This window comes from Novosphingobium sp. 550D, from assembly GCF_057401885.1.
Genome location: NZ_CM171613.1, coordinates 2808698 through 2826215, shown reverse-complemented (window position 1 = coordinate 2826215; position 17518 = coordinate 2808698). Strand labels below are relative to the sequence as shown.

The following is a 17518-nucleotide window of genomic DNA, read 5'->3' as shown; positions in this document are numbered from 1 at the left end:
CGGGGCGTTCTTATGTGCGCCCACAGGGTCCGTCGATCACGATGGGCCGCTTTTCATTTCTAGAGCCGGATAGAACCCATGCTCGATTTTCCCCGCTGGAAACAGCTTTGGTACTGGGCGCTCACGCTGATCTGCGTGGCGGCGGCCGTGCCTTCTATGGTGTCATGGGGCGGGGGCAACTGGCCCGCGTCTTTGCCCAATCCCAAGATCAACCTCGGCCTTGACCTTGCAGGCGGTAGCCATCTTCTGCTCGAAGCCAACGCCGATCAGGTGGTTTCGCAGCGCCTTGAAGGCAAGGAAGAAGAAGTGCGCGCCGCCCTGAAAAAGGCGGGCAACGTGCATTATGGCGATATTTCGACCAAGGGCGGCGTGCTTTCCTTTATGGTGGCCAGCGCCGCCGAGGTTGACGCCGCGCGCGAAGTGCTGGTGCCGCTGACCAATGGCGCGGGGCTTTCGGGTGCGCGGGATTGGGATATTCAGGTGGTCGACACCACCCGCTTTGTCCTGACCCCGACCAAGGAAGGCATTGCCGACGCCATCGACAAGGCGATGGAAACCGCCACCGAAGTCGTACGCAAGCGTATCGACGCCATGGGTACGCGCGAACCGACCATCATCCGTCAGGGCGCCGACCGTATCGTGGTGCAAGTGCCCGGCCTGTCTGATCCGGCGGCCTTGAAGGCATTGCTCGGCCAGACGGCAAAGCTCGAATTCAAACTGGTCGATGAAAACGGCATGTCCGGCGGCGTTGTCGCTCCGGGCGATGAAATCGTGCCTTTTGCCAACGGACAGGGCGCCATTGCGGTCAAGCGTCTGGGCGGCATCAAGGGCGATCGCCTGACCAATGCAACGCAGAGCTTCAGCCAGAACAATGAGCCTGTCGTTTCGATCACCTTTGACAATCAGGGCGGTGAACAATTCGCTCGCCTGACCAGCCAGAATGTCGGCAAGCCTTTCGCCATCATTCTGGACGGCAAGGTTTTGTCGGCCCCCAACATCAATGAACCGATCATGGGCGGCAGCGCCCAGATTTCGGGCAGCTTCACGATCCAGAGCGCGAACCAACTGGCCATCGCCCTGCGTTCGGGTGCGTTGCCGGTGGATCTGAAGGTCGTCGAGGAACGCACCGTTGGGCCTGACCTTGGCGCCGATTCGATCCACAAGGGCATGATCGCCATGGTGGTCGGCACGACGCTGGTCGTGCTGTTTATGGCCGTCACCTATGGTCGTTTCGGCATTTACGCCAATCTGGCGGTCATCATCAACGTGCTGATGATTCTGGGCATCATGGCGGTGTTCAACACCACGCTGACGTTGCCCGGTATTGCCGGTTTCGTTTTGACCATCGGTGCGGCGGTCGATGCCAACGTGCTGATCAATGAACGTATCCGCGAAGAGCGTCGCCGTGGCCGCAAGGTCGTTCAATCGGTCGAATTGGGTTATACCGAGGCGAGTCGCACGATCTTTGACGCCAACATCACCCATATCATCGCCGCCGTGCTGATGTTTGAATTCGGGTCTGGCCCGATCAAGGGTTTTGCCGTGGTGCTAATGATCGGTATCGCGACCTCGGTGTTCACCGCGGTTTTCCTCACCCGCATGTGGGTGGCGGGCTGGCTGCGCCGCAAGCGCCCGTCCGACCTGCTGATCTGATAGGGGTGAATTTCCATGCGTTTGCTTAAACTCGTCCCTGACAACACCAACCTCCACTTTTTGAAGTGGCAGTGGCCCACCACGATCATCTCCGTGCTGCTGATGGTGGCAAGCTGGGGTTTGATGTTCACCCATGGACTGAACATGGGCGTGGACTTTGTCGGCGGTCAGATGATCCGCGTGACCTTTACACAAAGCCCGGTGGCCCCGGTCGCGCAATTGCGCGGCGAGGTCGAGGCGCTGGGATATGGTGAACCGATCATCCAGACCTTTGGCAAGCCCAACGAGATCTCTATCCGCCTGCGTCTGCCCGAAGGGTCGGACAAGGACGCGGCTCTGGCCGATGCCATGGCCAAGAAGATCACCGCCAACATCAAGCAGAACCATGCCGATGCGCGCGTCGATGGCGTCGATTCGGTGTCAGGCAAGGTGTCGAAGGAGCTGGGCTGGACCGCGTTCAAGGCTTTGGGTTTTGCCAGCCTCGCGATCTCGATCTTCATCTGGTACCGCTTTGAATGGCAATTCGGCGTCGGCGCATTGGTCAGCCTTGTGCATGACGTGTCGCTGGTGCTGGGCCTGTTTGCGGTGACGCAGATGGAGTTCGACCTGACCATCGTGGCGGCGATCCTGACGGTGATCGGTTATTCGCTTAACGATACGATCGTGGTCTATGACCGTATCCGCGAAAACCTGAAGAAGTATCGCAAGATGCCGCTGGAGGAATTGCTCGACCTGTCGGTGAACGAAACGCTGGCGCGTACGGTGGTGACTTCGGGCACGATGCTGATCACGCTGATTGCGCTGATGCTGCTTGGTCCCAAGGTGATCTTCGGTTTCTCGGCCGCGCTGATTCTCGGCATTTTTGTCTGCACCTATTCGTCGATTTATGCGGCGGCGCCGATGCTGATCTGGTTGAAAGTCAACCCGACCAGCTTTGTGCCGGGAGAGGGCGGCAAGAACGAAGCGCCCTGATCCAAAGGATCTCGTTCCGAACATAAAAAACCCCGCTCAGGCTTGCGCTTGGGCGGGGTTTTTTATGGTCGTTCCCAATATCGAAATTCGCCACTAACTGGCTTCGGCCCAGATCTGGCGCAGTGCTTTGGCATTGGCTTCCCAACTGAATCGATCGGCGTGGGCGGCCACGTCCTTTTGTGGGATGGCGCTGTTCAGGATTTCGGCAATAGCTTGCGCGATGGCGGCGGGCGTGCGTTCCACCAATCGGCCTGCGTTGGGGGTGGTGACGACTTCGCGCGCGCCGCCAATGTCGGGGATGACCAAGGGCGCGCCGCAAGCCATCGCCTCGACCCAGACATTGGCAAGGCCCTCACGCTCAGAAGGCAGAACGACGGCGTCGGCCGCGCTCATCAACATAGGCAGGATGTCATGGCTGACCTGACCAAGGAAATGCACTCTGCCGGGATAGGCTTGCGCTTGTTGGCGCAGGGCGGCTTCGTCGGCACCTGTCCCCGCCAGGGCCAGATGAGCGCCGGGAAGATCGGCCAGCGCGTCGATCGCCAAGGACTGTCCTTTGATCGCGATGAGCGCGCCCGGACATACCAACAGCGGAGCGTCGGCGGGCAGGGCGAGGTTCAGCTTGTCGAGGGCATCACGTCGCGCCTCGATTCTGGTGCGCGGATAAAAGCGCGCGCGATCCAGTCCAGTGTAATGAATGCGCAATTTTGCCTCATCCATGCCCAAGGCGACCATATCCCGCCCCAATGCGCCCGAAACCGTCAGCAAGGCCGACGCGTAGCCGGCCGCATCCAGCATTTGCGAGAGCGCCTTGGTCCGACCGCTCCAGTAATGGATGTCGCTGCCTCGAGCCTTGATGGTCAGGGGCACGCCCAATTCACGCGCAATGATGGCGGCAGCCGGTCCGTCGGGAAAAAAGAATTGGGCATCGACGATGTCGAACGGCTTTTCCGCGTGAAGGCGCCGGACCATGGGCATGATCGCCCGCGCGATACGCGCCGGGTTGCTGTCGCCACCCACCATAGGGATCAGGGTGAAACGGGGATGATGCACCGTCAACCCGCCCTGTTCTGACTGCGGCGGACATGCGGACCAATCCCGATAGGGTTGACGCATACGTAAAGGAAATGGTGGAAGGCCGATGGGGTTGATCATCACCAGATCTACCCCGCCCAGACCATGTAATGCCGCCATTTGGTTGGCGACAAATTTACCGAAACCCGCGCGAACGGGTGACGGAAACAGCGTGGAAATGGAAAGTACGCGCATCATGCGCGGGTGATTACAGCTTTCGTACTAACATTTCGGCAACGGCAAGCCACGGCGGACTGTCGATCACCAACTGGCGATGGCCGATTCCGGGGGGCAGCAGTGCAATACGGTGTTCATCGCGGTCGATCAAGCGCCCGAAAACGAATCGGCCACCAGGGCGCGGCGCGAGCACATCCCTGTTAACCAATTTGGAAAAGTGTTCAGGCTGCATCTGACGTAACCAGATCTGATCACCGCTACGGTAATCGCCCGCGCCGGTTTCGACCGACATGGCCATCTGTGTACCTTCACCAACCAGTTCGGTCGGCAGAATGGCATCACGCGGCGTGGTCAAAGCCTCGGCCCCGACATCGGTGAGGCGAGCGACCATTTTGGCCTGTTCAGAAGCGTCTCCGCGCACCAGCAATTCCGGGTCAACCTCAAGCGCCAGTGCGATTCGGTTCATCCAGATGAGCGAGAGATTGCGCGTGCCGGTTTCCAGCCTGCCAATCGTCTGCGCCGTGGTGGGCGGTGAACAACGCGCGGCCACATCGGCCAACGTCATCCCTTTTTGTCTGCGAATATCACGTATGCGGTTAATCATGACTAGTCGACCCCTCGAACCAATCCGGTTTTTTCCTTTCCTACAACTCGCCGTTGTTGGCAAACTTGACGCAGGAAGTGCCGGAATAAACCTAGGGAGATACTACAATGAATCGGCAACTTGTCGAACGGGAATTAACCTCTGAAGGCCCGGGAAAATCAAAGCCGCGCAAGGGAGGGCGCGGCGTGACCGTAAACCTTTGCGAATCGCCGCTGACATGGCTGCATGCGCGAGGGCATTTAACCGATCGCGAACTGGACGCCGGTGAACGGCTGCGCCACGATTGGGAGGCGGCCCAAATGGCCCCGAACATGTCGATGCGTTGGGAACCGGTGGTAATGCGTGGCAGCCGCCATGATCGCGACCTCAACCCGACAGAGCGCCAGATTGCGGCCAAGGCCCGCTTTGACGGGGCGATCAGCACGGCGGGCAAAGGGCTTTCCGACATTTTGTGGCGCGTGGTTTGCGCTGGCGACAGTTTGCCAGTGGCGGAAAAGGCGCTGGATTGGCCCACGCGTTCGGGAAAGCTGGTGTTGAAACTGGCGCTGGACCGGGTGGCGGAATTTTATCGTATCGCGTGATGGGGGCGCCTCCGGTGGCGGGCGCCCACCGGAGGCGTGAAATCACCCCTCGACCATTTCGGCCAGTTCGAGCCAGCGCTCTTCGGCGGCATCCTTTTCGGCGCGGGCCTTATCAAGCGCCGCGGTCAATTGCGCAAACCGCGCCGGATTTTTGGTGTAAAGGTCGCCATCGGCCAGAGCTTCCTCCAGCTTGCCGATCTCTCCATCCAACGCCTCAATCCGCGCGGGCAGGAGGTCATAGTCGCGCTGATCCTTATAGCTCAGCTTGACCTTGCTGCGCGTGGGCATGACGACGGGCGCGGCGTCGGCCTTGTCGCCGGCATTGGCCTTCTTGGCCGCAGGGGCATTGCGCTGTTGGCGCTGCTTTTCCCAATCGGCATAGCCACCCGCGACAATGTCCACGCGCCCCGAACCGTCCAGCCCCAGCGTCACCGTACAGGTCCGGTCGAGGAAGTCGCGGTCGTGGCTGACGATCATCACCGTGCCGTCATAATCGGCGATCACTTCCTGAAGCAGGTCGAGCGTTTCCAGGTCAAGATCGTTGGTCGGTTCGTCCAACACCAGCAGGTTGGACGTGCGGGCAAATTCCCGCGCCAGCAAAAGGCGCGAACGTTCGCCGCCCGAAAGAGTGCCCACCCGCGCCTCGATCAGACCGGGGTCGAACAGGAAGTCCTTGAGATAGCCCTGAACGTGCTTTTTCTCGCCGCGCACATCGACCCAGTCGCCGCCCTCGGCCAGAACGTCGCGGATGCGCTTTTCCGGGCTTAACAGGCTGCGCTGCTGATCAATCATCACGCCCGACAATGTCTGGGCCAGTTTGACCGTGCCGGTGTCCGGCTCCAATTCGCCGGTCAGCAATTTGAGCAGGGTTGTCTTGCCCGCGCCATTGCTGCCCACCAGACCGATACGGTCGCCGCGCTGAATTCGCAGCGAGAAATCGCGAATGATGGTGCGATCGCCGAACTTTTTGGACACGTTTTCGGCAACGATCACCGATTTGGTTTTTACATCATCGCTGGCCAGCTTCATCTTGGCCGCGCCCTGCGGATTGAGCATCGAGGCGCGCTGCGCACGCAGGGCATAAAGCTTTTCCAGCCGCCCTTGATTACGCTTTCGTCGGGCCGTTACCCCGCGTGAAAGCCAGTGGTTTTCCAGCTTCAGCTTTGCGTCCAGCTTTTCCGCTGCGCGGGCGTCATTGGCGTAAACTTCTTCTTCCCACGCCTCATAGCCGCCAAAGCCGACCTCACGCCGGCGCAAAGATCCGCGATCCAGCCACAGCGTCGCACGGGTCAGGCGGGTCAGGAAGGTGCGGTCGTGGCTGATAACCACAAACGCGCCATTGAACCGTTGCAACCAGCTTTCCAGCCAGTCAATCGCGGCCAGATCCATATGGTTGGTCGGTTCGTCCAGCAGCAGCAGGTCCGGCTCGCTGGCCAAGGCGCGGCAGACGGCGGCGCGGCGGCGTTCGCCGCCCGATGCGCTGGCCGCTTCGCGCGTCAGGTCGATGCCAAGCTGACTGGCGATGGATTCCACCTCATGCTGGGGCGGGGCGTCTGCGCCCTTGAGGCAATAGTCGAGCAGGCGAGGGCAGTCGCTGAAATCAGGGTCCTGTTCCAGCACGACAACCTTGGTGCCCGGCTGGATCGAGCGATTGCCCTTATCCGCGTCCAGCGTCCCCGCGATCAGGCGCAGCAAGGTCGTTTTGCCCGCCCCGTTGCGCCCGATCAGCGCAAGCCGGTCACGCGGGCCGATGAAAATGTCGAGATCACGGAAAAGCCAGCCCGATCCCTGGATCAGGCTCAGTCCTTCCCAGCTGAGAATAGGTGCAACTGCCATGGGCGCGCGTTACGGCGCATCATCGCCCATGGCAAGCAGTCCATCAGTTGGTCAGTTCAAAGGCCATGGCCAGCGATACCGAAATGGTCACCGGGCGAGGGGTGATGTCGGGAGACAGGTCTGTACTGGGCGCCCGCTCCTCGAAAGCGGCAAGTTTTCGGGCCTGAAAGCTCGAACGCCCGTCGCTGTCGGTGACACTTAACAGCTTTGCGCCGGAATAGCTGTTGATCCTTGCGTGGATCATGGCCTTGGCGCGCGCTTTGGCGGTTGCTTCGGCCATGAGCTTTTCAAGAATGGGTTCCTTGTTTTCAACATCGAATTCCGGATTGCCAACACTGGTTGCCCCTGCACCAATCGCGGCGCCCATGGCATCGCCCAGCAGGGCCAGCTTATGTAATTTCAACGCAAGATTGGATTCCACGACAAAGCCTTTTCGCCGACGGATGGTGCCATCCATGTCAAATTCCTCACGCGCGGAAAAATAGCCTGGCGTGATGTCGGCCGCAGCTACGCCCTTGGCGATCAGGTCGGCTTTGATCCGCGCAATGGCTGCGTTGCTGGCCCCTATGGCGGCGGCCCGATCGCGGTTGCGGGTGACAAGTCCGATATCGACATTGGCTATATCGGGCGCCTGTTCGACGCTGGCGTTCTGAACCAGTGATACGACCGGCCCTTTGGGCACAATGGTCACCAAAGGAGGGATGGTCGATTGCGCCAAAGCCGATTGCGGCAATGCCCAAGCGGCAAGTGCAAAGAAAAATGCTCTTTTCATGGGGCGTCTGACCTTCCATTCCTCGCTGAACAATCGCTATGTTATCTATTCACATCGCGTTCAATCGCAAACGGATAACCCATACGGCATGTTCACAAGGCTCACCTCTTTGCTGATGATGGCTCCGCTGGCGCTCTGGGCGATGGTCTCGGTGCTGGCGTTGCCGCCGGTCCCCGCCGCCCATGCCGGTCCGGGCGAGGCGCAGGGCGAAGTGCGGCGCGAGATGCGCGCCGGCAACGTCCGTTCCTTGCGCGAGATCGAAGGGCGCGTGTTGCCCACTATGGCGGGCGCACAATATCTGGGGCCTGAATATGACCCGTTGGCCATGGCCTATCGCCTGAAATTCGTGAAGGACGGGCGCGTGGTGTTTGTCGATGTTGATGCGCGTTCCGGGGAAATACTGCGCCAACGGCGCTGATCTTTCGGCTCCTGCGCTTGACGCGGCCTATGCCCGCCCCCATTTCCCCTGTTAATCCGACCTAATAATAAGGAAGTGCCGATGCGGATCCTGATCGTTGAGGATGAACCCACGCTGGGCCGCCAGCTGAAAACCACGCTGGAACAGAACGGCTATGCCGTCGATCTGTCGGTGGACGGCGAGGACGGCCATTTTCTGGGCAGTACCGAAGATTATGACGCGGTGATCCTTGACCTGGGCCTGCCGGAAATCGACGGTCTGACCGTGTTGTCCATGTGGCGCAAGGAGGGGCGCAAGTTCCCCGTTCTGGTGCTGACGGCGCGCGATTCGTGGTCGGACAAGGTGGCCGGGCTGGATGGCGGCGCCGACGACTATCTGGCCAAGCCGTTCCAGACCGAGGAATTGATCGCCCGCCTGCGTGCGCTGATCCGCCGTGCTTCGGGCAATTCCAGCAGCGAACTGATCGCGGGCGATGTGCGCCTCGATACGCGTTCGGGCCGCGTTACGCTGGCCGGGGAGCCGGTCAAGCTGACGGCTCAGGAATATAAGCTGCTGTCCTATCTGCTCCACCACAAGGGCAAGGTGGTGTCGCGCACGGAATTGATCGAGCATATTTATGATCAGGATTTCGACCGCGATTCAAACACTATCGAGGTGTTTGTAACCCGTATTCGCAAGAAGCTGGGCGCCGATGTGATCACCACGATCCGCGGTCTGGGTTACAGCCTTGACGAGCCGGCCCGCGGCTAAGCACGATGGCCAGCGCCCAAGGGCATGAGGCATCAGATACCGAAACGCGCAAGGTTGACCGGGTGAAATATACCGGCAGCCTCGCGCGGCGTATGATGCTGATTGCGGTGGGCTGGATTTTGGTGCTGCTGCTGGCCGGGGGGCTGGCGCTGGACCGGGCGATGACCGCGATGGTCACGCGCAATTTCGACGAACAATTGGGCTATATGCTGACCGGCATGATCGGCAGCGCGGAAATCGGCCCGGATGGTGAAGTCTTCTTCAACCGTCCCCTTGGCGATCAACGCTTTCTGGAACCCAACAGCGGCCTTTATTGGCAGATCACCGGCAAGGGGCACGAGGATTTTCCCAGCCGTTCGCTTTGGGATCGCACGCTGAAAGTTGATGCGAATCACAATGATACGCAGGCGCATATCTACGATTCGAATCAGTTTTCGGGCGAGCCTCTGCGCATCATGGAACGCTCGATCATCCTGCCGGGCAGCAATACGACGTGGTGGTTCGTGGTGGCGGAAAGCCGGCACGAATTGGACGCGCAGATCCACCGCATTCGCTCGATCCTGATCGACAGCTTTCTGGTGCTGGGGCTTGGCCTTGTGCTGATGGCGGCGATTCAAAGCTGGTACGGGCTTTCGCCGCTGCGCCGGGTTCGGCTGGCCATTGCCCATATGCGCAACACGGGGGCCAACCGGGTCAATGATCCCTTGCCGGTTGAGGTTCAGCCTTTGGTACAGGAACTCAATGACTTGCTCTCGCATAATGAGAGGCAGGCTGAAGAAGCGCGGACCCATGCGGGCAATCTGGCCCATGCGCTCAAGACGCCTCTGACGGTGCTGCTCAATGCGGCGCAGGCGAAGGAGGATGACCTGGCCGAATCGGTGGTGCGTGAAACGGCGGTGATGCGGCGTCAGGTCGAACACCACCTCGCCCGCGCGCGCGCGGTTGGCCGACGCGGCGCAGGGCAGGCGCGCACGCCTGTATGGGACGCCGCCAAATCCGTCATGCGCGCGGTGGAGCGACTCTATCCCGAAACCCGCTTTGACCTCGACGGGTCGCATGACGCACAGGTCGCCATCGAGCGGCAGGATCTGGATGATCTGCTCGGCAATCTGATTGAAAATGCGGCAAAATATGGCGGTGGCAGCGTTTTCGTTACACTGGACGTTGGCGCGAAGGGCGAATTGGTCGAAATCTGGGTCGAGGATGACGGGATGGGTATTCCAGAGGCCGAACGCACCCGTATTTTCGACCGTGGCGCGCGTCTGGATACGGGCAAGCCGGGGACGGGGCTTGGGCTGGCTATCGTGCGCGATGTTGCCGAAATCTATGGCGGCAATGTTGAATTGGCCGAGAGTGAGGATTTGGGCGGGTTGTTGGTGAAGTTGCGGTTGCCCAGAGCGCGGGGGTAGAACGCAAGTTTGCCTCCGGCGGGCAAAGGGCGGTGGCCCTTTGCGATACCGATACTGTCATCGGCGTGCGTCTGATCATCCTCGAGCAACGTCGCCTCGCCGCAGGCTTGATAAACCGCTTCGCGGATTGGCGAATCCCGGCGATCCAAACGCCACCCCATAACGGGATTGCAAAGGGCACCCGCCCTTTGTCCGCCGGAGGCAAAACTCCTTAAAAACCCCTTACTCGCCCAACTTGGCTTTCTCATGATGCCGGATCACTTCATCAATGATGAAGCGCAGGAATTTCTCGCCAAAATCGGGATCAAGCTGCGCATCCTCGGCCAGTTTGCGCAGGCGGGCGATCTGGCGTTCTTCGCGCCCCGGATCGCTGGCGGGCAGGGTGTGGGTGGCTTTATATTCGCCAACGGCCTTGGTGATGCGGAAACGTTCGGCCAGAATGTGAATCAGCGCGGCATCGATATTGTCGATGCTCGACCGGAAAGAGGCCAGAACCGGATCGGTGGTGGCAACGATGCTGCCCTGATGTGACGTTTCAACCATAAAGCGCCGCTAGCATGAGACAATGGTCGATTCCAGCCTTGCCTTTATGCGGGATGCGGCGCAATGCGGGCTCGATGACTGCCCAACCCGTTTCCATGACTGAACGCGCGGCGCCTATGGATGCGCCTCAGCCCTCGATCGACCCTTTGCTGGCACTGACCGCCAAGGGGATGGACGAGGTCAATGCTGTGATTCTCAGCCGGATGGAAAGCGAGATCCCGCTGATCCCGCAACTTGCCGGCCATTTGATTTCGAGCGGAGGCAAGCGCCTGCGCCCGATGTTGACCGTCGCGGCGGCGGATCTGGTCGGCTACACTGGCGGCGCGCAATATGCTCTGGCCGCGGCGGTGGAGTTCATTCACACCGCGACTCTGCTGCATGATGACGTGGTCGATGGTTCCGACCTGCGTCGGGGCAAGGCGGCGGCCAATATTATCTATGGCAATCCCGCCACGGTGCTGGTGGGCGACTATCTGTTCAGCCGTTCGTTTGAATTGATGGTTGAGGCCGGTTCGCTGCGGGTGCTGGACATCCTCTCGCGCGCATCTTCGATCATTGCCGAGGGTGAGGTCGATCAGTTGACCGCCCAGCGCAAGATCGAGACGAGCGAAGAACATTACCTCTCGATCATCGCCGCCAAGACCGCCGCGCTGTTTGCCGCTGCCTGCCGCATCTCGGCGGTTGTTGCTGGGCGCAGCGATGCCGAAGAGCAGGCGCTCGACGATTATGGCCGCTACCTTGGCGTGGCGTTCCAGTTGGTGGACGATGCCATCGACTATGATTCCGAAGCCGCCGAAATGGGCAAGGGCAAGGGCGATGATTTCCGCGATGGCAAGATGACCTTGCCGGTGATCCTGGCCTATGCCGCCGGGACCGAGGAAGAAAAGCAGTTTTGGCGCGACGCCATCGCCGGTTTCCGCGCCGAGGACGAGGATCTGGCCGAAGCCATCGCCATCATCGCCCGCCACGGCACGGTTGAGGCCACACGTCAGCGCGCTGCTGATTATGCGCAAAAGGCGATTGATGCTTTGAGCATCTTCCCCGCGGGCGAAATGCGTTCGGCGTTGGAAGAAGCGGCGCTGTTTTCGGTGGCGCGGCGGTATTAAGAGGTAGGTTGGCCTCCGGCGGGCAAAGGGACCCGGTCCCTTTGCAATCCCGATACTGTCATTGTTGTGCGCCCGACCATCCTTGCGCAACCTTGTCGCGCCGCAGGCTTTATCAACCGCTTCGCCGACTAGAGCGCTTCACTGCACACTTGGCGCCACCCCATAACGGGATTGCAAAGGGACCGTGTCCCTTTGCCCGCCGGAGGCAACTAAAATCCGCCGCTGGCGCCCCACTTCCCTTTTCCTGCAAAATCCATAAGACGCAAACCTGTGTCAGACCTGCCCATCCATGCCGTCCTTCCCGACTTGCTCGCCGTCCTGCGCCATCGGCCCAACGCGGTTTTGATCGCGCCGCCCGGTGCGGGTAAGACGACAAGCGTGGCGCCCGCCCTGATCCGCGAGGCGTGGTGCGATGGCAAGGTTATCCTGCTGTCCCCTCGACGTGTCGCCGCCCGCGCTGCGGCTGAGCGTATGGCCGAAATGATGGGCGAGAAGGCGGGGGAGACGGTGGGCTACCTGACCCGTTTGGACAGCAAACAATCGGCCAAGACCCGCATTCTGGTGGTGACCGAGGCGATTTTTGTTGCGACCATTCTGGCCGATCCTGAACTGTCCGGCATTTCCGCCGTTTTGTTCGACGAGGCGCATGAGCGCAATCTTGACAGTGACTTAGGCTTGGCTCTTGCTGTCGAGTGTCAGCAAGTTTTGCGCGACGACCTGCGCATCATCCCGATGTCGGCCACCATCGACGGTGAACGGTTTGCCGCCTTGCTCGGCCCCGATACGCCGGTGATTGAGAGCGAGGGGCGCGCATGGCCGCTTACCATCCGCTGGCTTGGCGCGCGGGCAGAGGCGCGTATGGATGAGCAGATGGTCAGCGCCATCCTGACGGCTTGGCGCGAGGAAAGTGGTGACATTCTGGCCTTTCTGCCCGGCGTCGGGGAAATTACCCGCGTGGGGGAAAAGCTGGAGGAGCGGTTGAAAGCCACGCCTATCCTGCCCCTGCACGGCCAATGTGAACCCCAGGCACAGCGCGCCGCCATTCGCCGCGATCCGGATGGACGCCGCCGTATCGTGCTGGCCACCAGCATTGCGGAAACCTCGCTGACGCTGGATGGCGTGTCGGTGGTGGTTGATTGCGGCCTGTCGCGCCGCCCGGAATATGACAAGGCCGCAGGCGTAACCCGCCTTATCACCACGCGTTCGTCTCAGGCCGCCGCCGCCCAGCGGGCGGGCCGCGCCGCGCGTCAGGGGCCGGGCGTTGCCTATCGCTTATGGGAAGAGGCCGCCCATGCGGGCCGCCCCGCCTTTGATCCGCCCGAAATGCTGACCAGCGATCTGGCGCCTTTTACTCTGGCTTTGGCGCAGTGGGGGACGCTTGATCCGGGGGCGATGGCGTGGATTGATCCTCCTCCGGCGGCGGCCATGGCGGCGGCGCGGGCGAAACTTTCCAGCCTTGGCGCGTTGGAGGGCGATCGCATCACGGATCATGGCCGCGCGATGGCCAGTCTGCCGATGGGGCCGGAACAGGCGCATATGTTGCTCTATGGCGCGGCGCGCGGGGCGGGGGAAACTGCGGCGATGCTGGCCTTTCTGTTGCAGGAGCGGGGCCTTGGCGGGCGCGGCGAGGATTTGCTGGCACGGCTGGATCGTTGGCGCACGGATCGCTCGCCAAAGGCCGAGGCCGCGCGCCAAATGGCAAGGCAATGGGGCAAACGCGCCGAAAAACTGGTGCCTCGGCTGGCCGGTGAGGCACCGCCTGCGGGCGTTTTGCTGGCGGAAGGTTTTCCCGACAATCTGGCCAAAAGGCGCGATGCCAGCGGCGAGGAATGGCTTGCCGCCGGGGGCAGGGGGCTGGTTCTTGACCCGCTCTCATCCTTGGCACGCAGCGAATATCTGGCCGTGGGTGAAGCGCAGGGGTCGGCCAAGGGCGCGCGGATTACCGGCGCCATCGCCCTGACCGAGGCCGAGGTGGTGGAGCATCTGGCGCACCGGATCGAGCGGCGGTCGACCTTGCGATGGGTGGCTGACGAACGCCGGGTCGAGGCTTTGCTGGAACGCCGCCTTGGCGCGTTCGTTTTTGCGCGGGGCAGCGATCCCAAGCCGGACCCGGCGGCGATGACGGCCTTTCTGTGCGACCGGATCAGGGCTGAAGGATTGGGGATTTTGCCATTGGGCAAGGCCAGCCTGAACCTGTTGAAGCGCGCGCGCTTTGCCGGATTCGAAGCCTTGGGCGAGGACGCCTTGCTGGCCGAGCTTGAGGATTGGGCGGGGCCGCATCTTAAACGCCGCCTCGATTCGGTGGAGGCGGGCGCCCTGCATCAGGCCTTGCTGGACCGATTGGGTTGGGATGGAAAACAGACGCTCGACCGTTTGGTCCCCTCGGAATTCCGCAGTCCGGCGGGCAGCAGCCATCCCATCGACTATGACGATGCAGGCGGCCCCAGCATCGAGGTGCGCGTCCAGGCGCTTTTTGGGCTGGAGCGGCACCCGACCTTTGGCAACCCACCCCAGCCGCTGCGTTTGCTGCTGACTTCGCCGGGCGGAAAGCCGATCCAGACGACGCTGGATTTGCCGGGATTCTGGGGGGGAAGTTGGCGCGATGTGGTCAAGGATATGAAGGGGCGATACCCCAAACACCGCTGGCCCGACGAGCCATGGGCCGAAGACCCCAGTCTGAAGACGAAAAACGCATTCGAAGCGGGCAAAAACCGCAGCGAAGGCAAAGGTCGCACTTGATTTATGGCGCGATTCGCTGGCATGGCAATCGCATGACCGCACGTATCTTTCAGCGCCCGAAGAACGCCATGCAGTCCGGCAAGGCCCTGCTGGACCAGTGGATCCTCGAATTCGCCCCGAACGAAGCCCGTCGTCCCGACCCCCTGATGGGTTGGCCCGGCAGCGCCGACACGCAAAATCAGGTGAGCCTGAAATTTGCCTCGCTGGACGAAGCCAAGGCCTATGCCGACAAGCATGGCATCGTGGCCACCATCCACGCCACCCCGCCGCGTCGTCTCAAGCTGCAGGCTTACGCGGATAATTTCCGTTAAGTGACAAAGGGGGCTTGCCAAGTTTGGCAAGCCTCGCCATAGGCCGCTCCGGGAGTCGGTCGGACGTTGCGTCCGCCAACCTGGTCAGGTCCGGAAGGAAGCAGCCACAACGGAATTGCCGCGGGTCGGCCGGCTCCTACGTTACAAAGAACCAGCTTTCGGGCTGGTTTTTTTGTGTTTGCGGTTGGGGATTTATGCCTCTGGCGGGCAAAGGGTCTAGACCCTTTGCAATCCCATTTTGGGGTGGCGCTAGGGTTACCGCGCCACAGGCTATATTGATAATGCCTGCGGCGCGGCAAACTTAGCGTATCGGCTGAACCAGATACGCAACGATGACACTAATGGGAGCGCGAGGGACGAGTCCCTCGCATTTGTCCTTCCCTTCTTCACCCCAAGCCCTAGTTAGACAGACATGATGACTGATTCCTCGGACATGTTTGGCGGCGACGATGACGGCGATGATCTGCCGTGGGATGATGATGCGCCGGAAGCGCAACCCAGCGCGGCTGAATTAGAGGAAGCGGGGCAGGAAAGCATGTTCGGCGCGCCCGAACCGGCCCCAACATCCGCGCCGGTCGTTTCGGCGCAGCCCTATCGCGTGTTGGCGCGCAAATATCGTTCGCAGACCTTTGCCGAGTTGATCGGTCAGGATGCGATGGTCCAGACGCTGGCCAATGCGATCAAGCGGGACCGGCTGGCCCATGCGTTTTTGATGACCGGCATCCGCGGGGTGGGCAAAACATCCACCGCGCGCCTGATTGCCAAGGCGCTCAATTGCGTGGGGGCGGATGGCAAGGGTGGTCCGACGATTTCGCCTTGCGGCGTGTGTGAGCCTTGCGTGGCGATTGCCGAGGGCCGCCATATTGACGTGATCGAAATGGACGCCGCCAGCCATACCGGCGTGGACGATGTTCGCGAGATCATCGAGGCGGTGCGCTATGCGGCGGTTTCGGCGCGTTACAAGATCTATATCATCGACGAAGTTCACATGCTTTCGCGCAATGCTTTCAATGCGTTGCTCAAGACTCTTGAGGAGCCGCCTGCACATGTGAAGTTCCTTTTTGCCACCACCGAGGTCGACAAGTTGCCAATTACGGTGCTGTCCCGGTGCCAAAGGTTTGATCTGAAACGTATTCCCGCCAAATTGCTGGCGGAACATTTCGGCTCGATCTGCGAAAAGGAAGGCGTGGCCATCGAGGCCGAGGCGCTGAGCATGATTGCAGAGGCCGCCGAGGGTTCGGCGCGCGATGGCCTGTCGATCCTTGATCAGGCGATTGCCCATGCCGATCTGGCCAGCGATTCCGAACACACCAACGTCACTGCCGAGAGCGTGCGTGAAATGCTGGGCCTTGCCGACAAGAGCGTGCAGCGCAAATTGTTTGCGGCCTTGCTGGGCGGGGACGGGGCCGGGTTGCTCGATCTGGTGGCGGCGCAATTTGCGCTGGGGGTCGAACCGATCAACCTGATGCGCAGCGCGATGGACATTACCCATCGCATCACCGTGGCGCAGGTCGGGCGCGGCGAAGTCAAAGCCGTGTCAGAGGACGAGCGCAAGACTATCGAGGACTGGGCCAAGCGTCTGCAACCGGGCCAATTGCACCGCCTTTGGCAATTGCTGATCAAGGGGCATGACGAGGTGAAGACCGCGCCTGCGCCTTTGGTGGCGGCGGAAATGGCGTTGCTGCGATGCCTGCATGCGGCCGATATGCCCGATCCGGGGCAATTGGTGAAAAAGCTGGAAAGTTTGGCGGCGCAGGCTGTCGCCATGCCCGCACAGGCCGCATCTTCTGCGCCCGGTCAGGACGCTCCGCAATCCGCAGCCCCCGCAATGGATTGGAAGCAGTTGGTCGAGCATGTCGAACATTACTCTATCCCGATGGGGGCGATGATGCGTGGACAGGTTCGGGTGATTGAACTGGCGCCGGCGCGACTGGTGTTTCAACAGGCGCCGGGCTTTGCCATGAATATCGTCGATGACCTGAGCAAGATTTTGCGTGAGGTGACGGGCGATCTGTGGGAAGTTGAGCAGCGCAGCGAAGGCGGCGCGCCGACTTTGATGGAGGTTGACGCCAAGGCCCGCGATGCGCAGGTGGCGCAGCGACAGGAATCGCCCTTGATGCAGGCGGCATTGGCCGCTTTTCCCGGGGCGCAGGACATTACCGATGAAGGACAATCTGGCGGTTTTCAGCGCCGCCAGTCCTATGGGAGCCGATAGATGAAGTCGATGGAAGAAATGATCAAGGCCGCCCAGCAGGCCGCCGAAACGATCCAGAAGCAGATGAACGAAACCCAGTCCAAGCTGGATTCGCTTGAAGTCGAAGGCAGCGCGGGCGGCGGTCTGGTCAAGATCCGCGCCAGCGCCAAGGGCAGGGTGATTGGCGTTTCGGTCGATGACAGCCTGTTGGTGCCCGCCGACAAGGGCATTCTGGAAGACTTGATCGCGGCCGCTTTTAATGACGCCCGCGCCAAGGCGGACGAAGTCGCCGGGGCCGAACTGGCCAAGGCGCAGAGCGGCATGGGCCTGCCGCCGGGCTTCAAGCTGCCGTTCTGATCCCTGCAGAAAAATCCGCCGA

16 protein-coding genes and 1 other RNA gene are annotated in these 17518 nt (G+C 61.2%); 12 read left to right on the top strand and 5 right to left on the bottom strand.

Translation table 11 applies throughout. The features are described 5' to 3' along the window. Positions 1–78 precede the first annotated feature (78 nt). Together secD and secF are read left to right on the top strand one after the other, a co-directional pair. Positions 79–1653 (top strand): protein translocase subunit SecD, encoded by a 1575-nt coding sequence (gene secD, locus AC2S2E_RS13360; protein WP_476103631.1) that lies wholly within the window; start codon positions 79–81, stop codon positions 1651–1653. Between the two features lie 15 nt (positions 1654–1668). Beyond that, entirely contained in the window at positions 1669–2625 is a 957-nt protein-coding gene (secF, locus tag AC2S2E_RS13355; RefSeq protein ID WP_476103633.1) for a protein translocase subunit SecF, read from the top strand. A 93-nt stretch (positions 2626–2718) separates the two neighbouring features. On the opposite strand, the gene AC2S2E_RS13350 is transcribed toward secF, so the two are convergent. Both AC2S2E_RS13350 and AC2S2E_RS13345 read right to left on the bottom strand, forming a co-directional pair. Next, complete coding sequence (locus tag AC2S2E_RS13350) at positions 2719–3897, bottom strand: glycosyltransferase (RefSeq protein ID WP_486522666.1); 1179 nt, start codon at positions 3895–3897, stop codon at positions 2719–2721. 10 nt (positions 3898–3907) lie between these two features. After that, the gene (locus AC2S2E_RS13345) at positions 3908–4480 is read right to left on the bottom strand and encodes a helix-turn-helix domain-containing protein (protein WP_476103638.1); all 573 of its coding nucleotides are present in this window, start codon (positions 4478–4480) and stop codon (positions 3908–3910) included. A 107-nt stretch (positions 4481–4587) separates the two neighbouring features. Between AC2S2E_RS13345 and AC2S2E_RS13340 the strand changes: the two genes are divergently transcribed. After that, positions 4588–5061, top strand: a complete 474-nt coding sequence (locus AC2S2E_RS13340) for a DUF6456 domain-containing protein (RefSeq protein ID WP_486522665.1) — start codon at positions 4588–4590, stop codon at positions 5059–5061. A gap of 42 nt (positions 5062–5103) precedes the next feature. Here the strand turns inward: AC2S2E_RS13340 and AC2S2E_RS13335 are convergent, their stop codons facing one another. After that, positions 5104–6897, bottom strand: a complete 1794-nt coding sequence (locus AC2S2E_RS13335) for an ABC-F family ATP-binding cassette domain-containing protein (protein WP_486522664.1) — start codon at positions 6895–6897, stop codon at positions 5104–5106. A 43-nt stretch (positions 6898–6940) separates the two neighbouring features. Further along, entirely contained in the window at positions 6941–7669 is a 729-nt protein-coding gene (locus AC2S2E_RS13330) for an SIMPL domain-containing protein (RefSeq protein WP_476103644.1), read from the bottom strand. Between AC2S2E_RS13330 and AC2S2E_RS13325 the strand changes: the two genes are divergently transcribed. From AC2S2E_RS13325 to AC2S2E_RS13315, 3 genes are all read left to right on the top strand, one after another. Then, complete coding sequence (locus tag AC2S2E_RS13325; RefSeq protein ID WP_476103646.1) at positions 7668–8087, top strand: PepSY domain-containing protein; 420 nt, start codon at positions 7668–7670, stop codon at positions 8085–8087. The two genes, AC2S2E_RS13330 and AC2S2E_RS13325, sit on opposite strands and share 2 nt — an antisense overlap. Before the next feature lie 81 nt (positions 8088–8168). Next, positions 8169–8837, top strand: coding sequence for a response regulator transcription factor (locus tag AC2S2E_RS13320; RefSeq protein WP_476103649.1), 669 nt, complete (start codon positions 8169–8171; stop codon positions 8835–8837). A gap of 5 nt (positions 8838–8842) precedes the next feature. Continuing rightward, on the top strand, positions 8843–10246 hold the full coding sequence (locus AC2S2E_RS13315) for a sensor histidine kinase (RefSeq protein WP_476103651.1): 1404 nt from the start codon (positions 8843–8845) through the stop codon (positions 10244–10246). Between the two features lie 222 nt (positions 10247–10468). On the opposite strand, the gene AC2S2E_RS13310 is transcribed toward AC2S2E_RS13315, so the two are convergent. Next, on the bottom strand, positions 10469–10789 hold the full coding sequence (locus tag AC2S2E_RS13310; RefSeq protein WP_476103653.1) for a chorismate mutase: 321 nt from the start codon (positions 10787–10789) through the stop codon (positions 10469–10471). Positions 10790–10863: 74 nt separating this feature from the next. Here AC2S2E_RS13310 and AC2S2E_RS13305 point away from each other — a divergent pair, with 74 nt between their 5' ends. The 6 genes from AC2S2E_RS13305 (at position 10864) to AC2S2E_RS13280 (ending at position 17496) form a co-directional block, all read left to right on the top strand. Beyond that, complete coding sequence (locus tag AC2S2E_RS13305) at positions 10864–11895, top strand: polyprenyl synthetase family protein (RefSeq protein ID WP_476103655.1); 1032 nt, start codon at positions 10864–10866, stop codon at positions 11893–11895. A gap of 270 nt (positions 11896–12165) precedes the next feature. Next, positions 12166–14634 carry an ATP-dependent helicase HrpB gene (hrpB, locus tag AC2S2E_RS13300; protein WP_486522663.1) on the top strand — a complete coding sequence of 823 codons (2469 nt, stop codon included), beginning with the start codon at positions 12166–12168 and terminating at the stop codon, positions 14632–14634. A 32-nt stretch (positions 14635–14666) separates the two neighbouring features. After that, complete coding sequence (locus AC2S2E_RS13295; RefSeq protein ID WP_274173280.1) at positions 14667–14945, top strand: ETC complex I subunit; 279 nt, start codon at positions 14667–14669, stop codon at positions 14943–14945. A 48-nt stretch (positions 14946–14993) separates the two neighbouring features. Beyond that, positions 14994–15088: signal recognition particle sRNA small type (ffs, locus tag AC2S2E_RS13290), an RNA gene on the top strand. Positions 15089–15357: 269 nt separating this feature from the next. Next, on the top strand, positions 15358–17160 hold the full coding sequence (locus tag AC2S2E_RS13285; RefSeq protein ID WP_486522662.1) for a DNA polymerase III subunit gamma/tau: 1803 nt from the start codon (positions 15358–15360) through the stop codon (positions 17158–17160). Beyond that, positions 17161–17496: a YbaB/EbfC family nucleoid-associated protein gene (locus tag AC2S2E_RS13280; protein WP_168604628.1), complete on the top strand. Its 336-nt coding sequence runs from the start codon at positions 17161–17163 to the stop codon at positions 17494–17496. It abuts the gene before it with no gap. Positions 17497–17518: the final 22 nt, after the last annotated feature.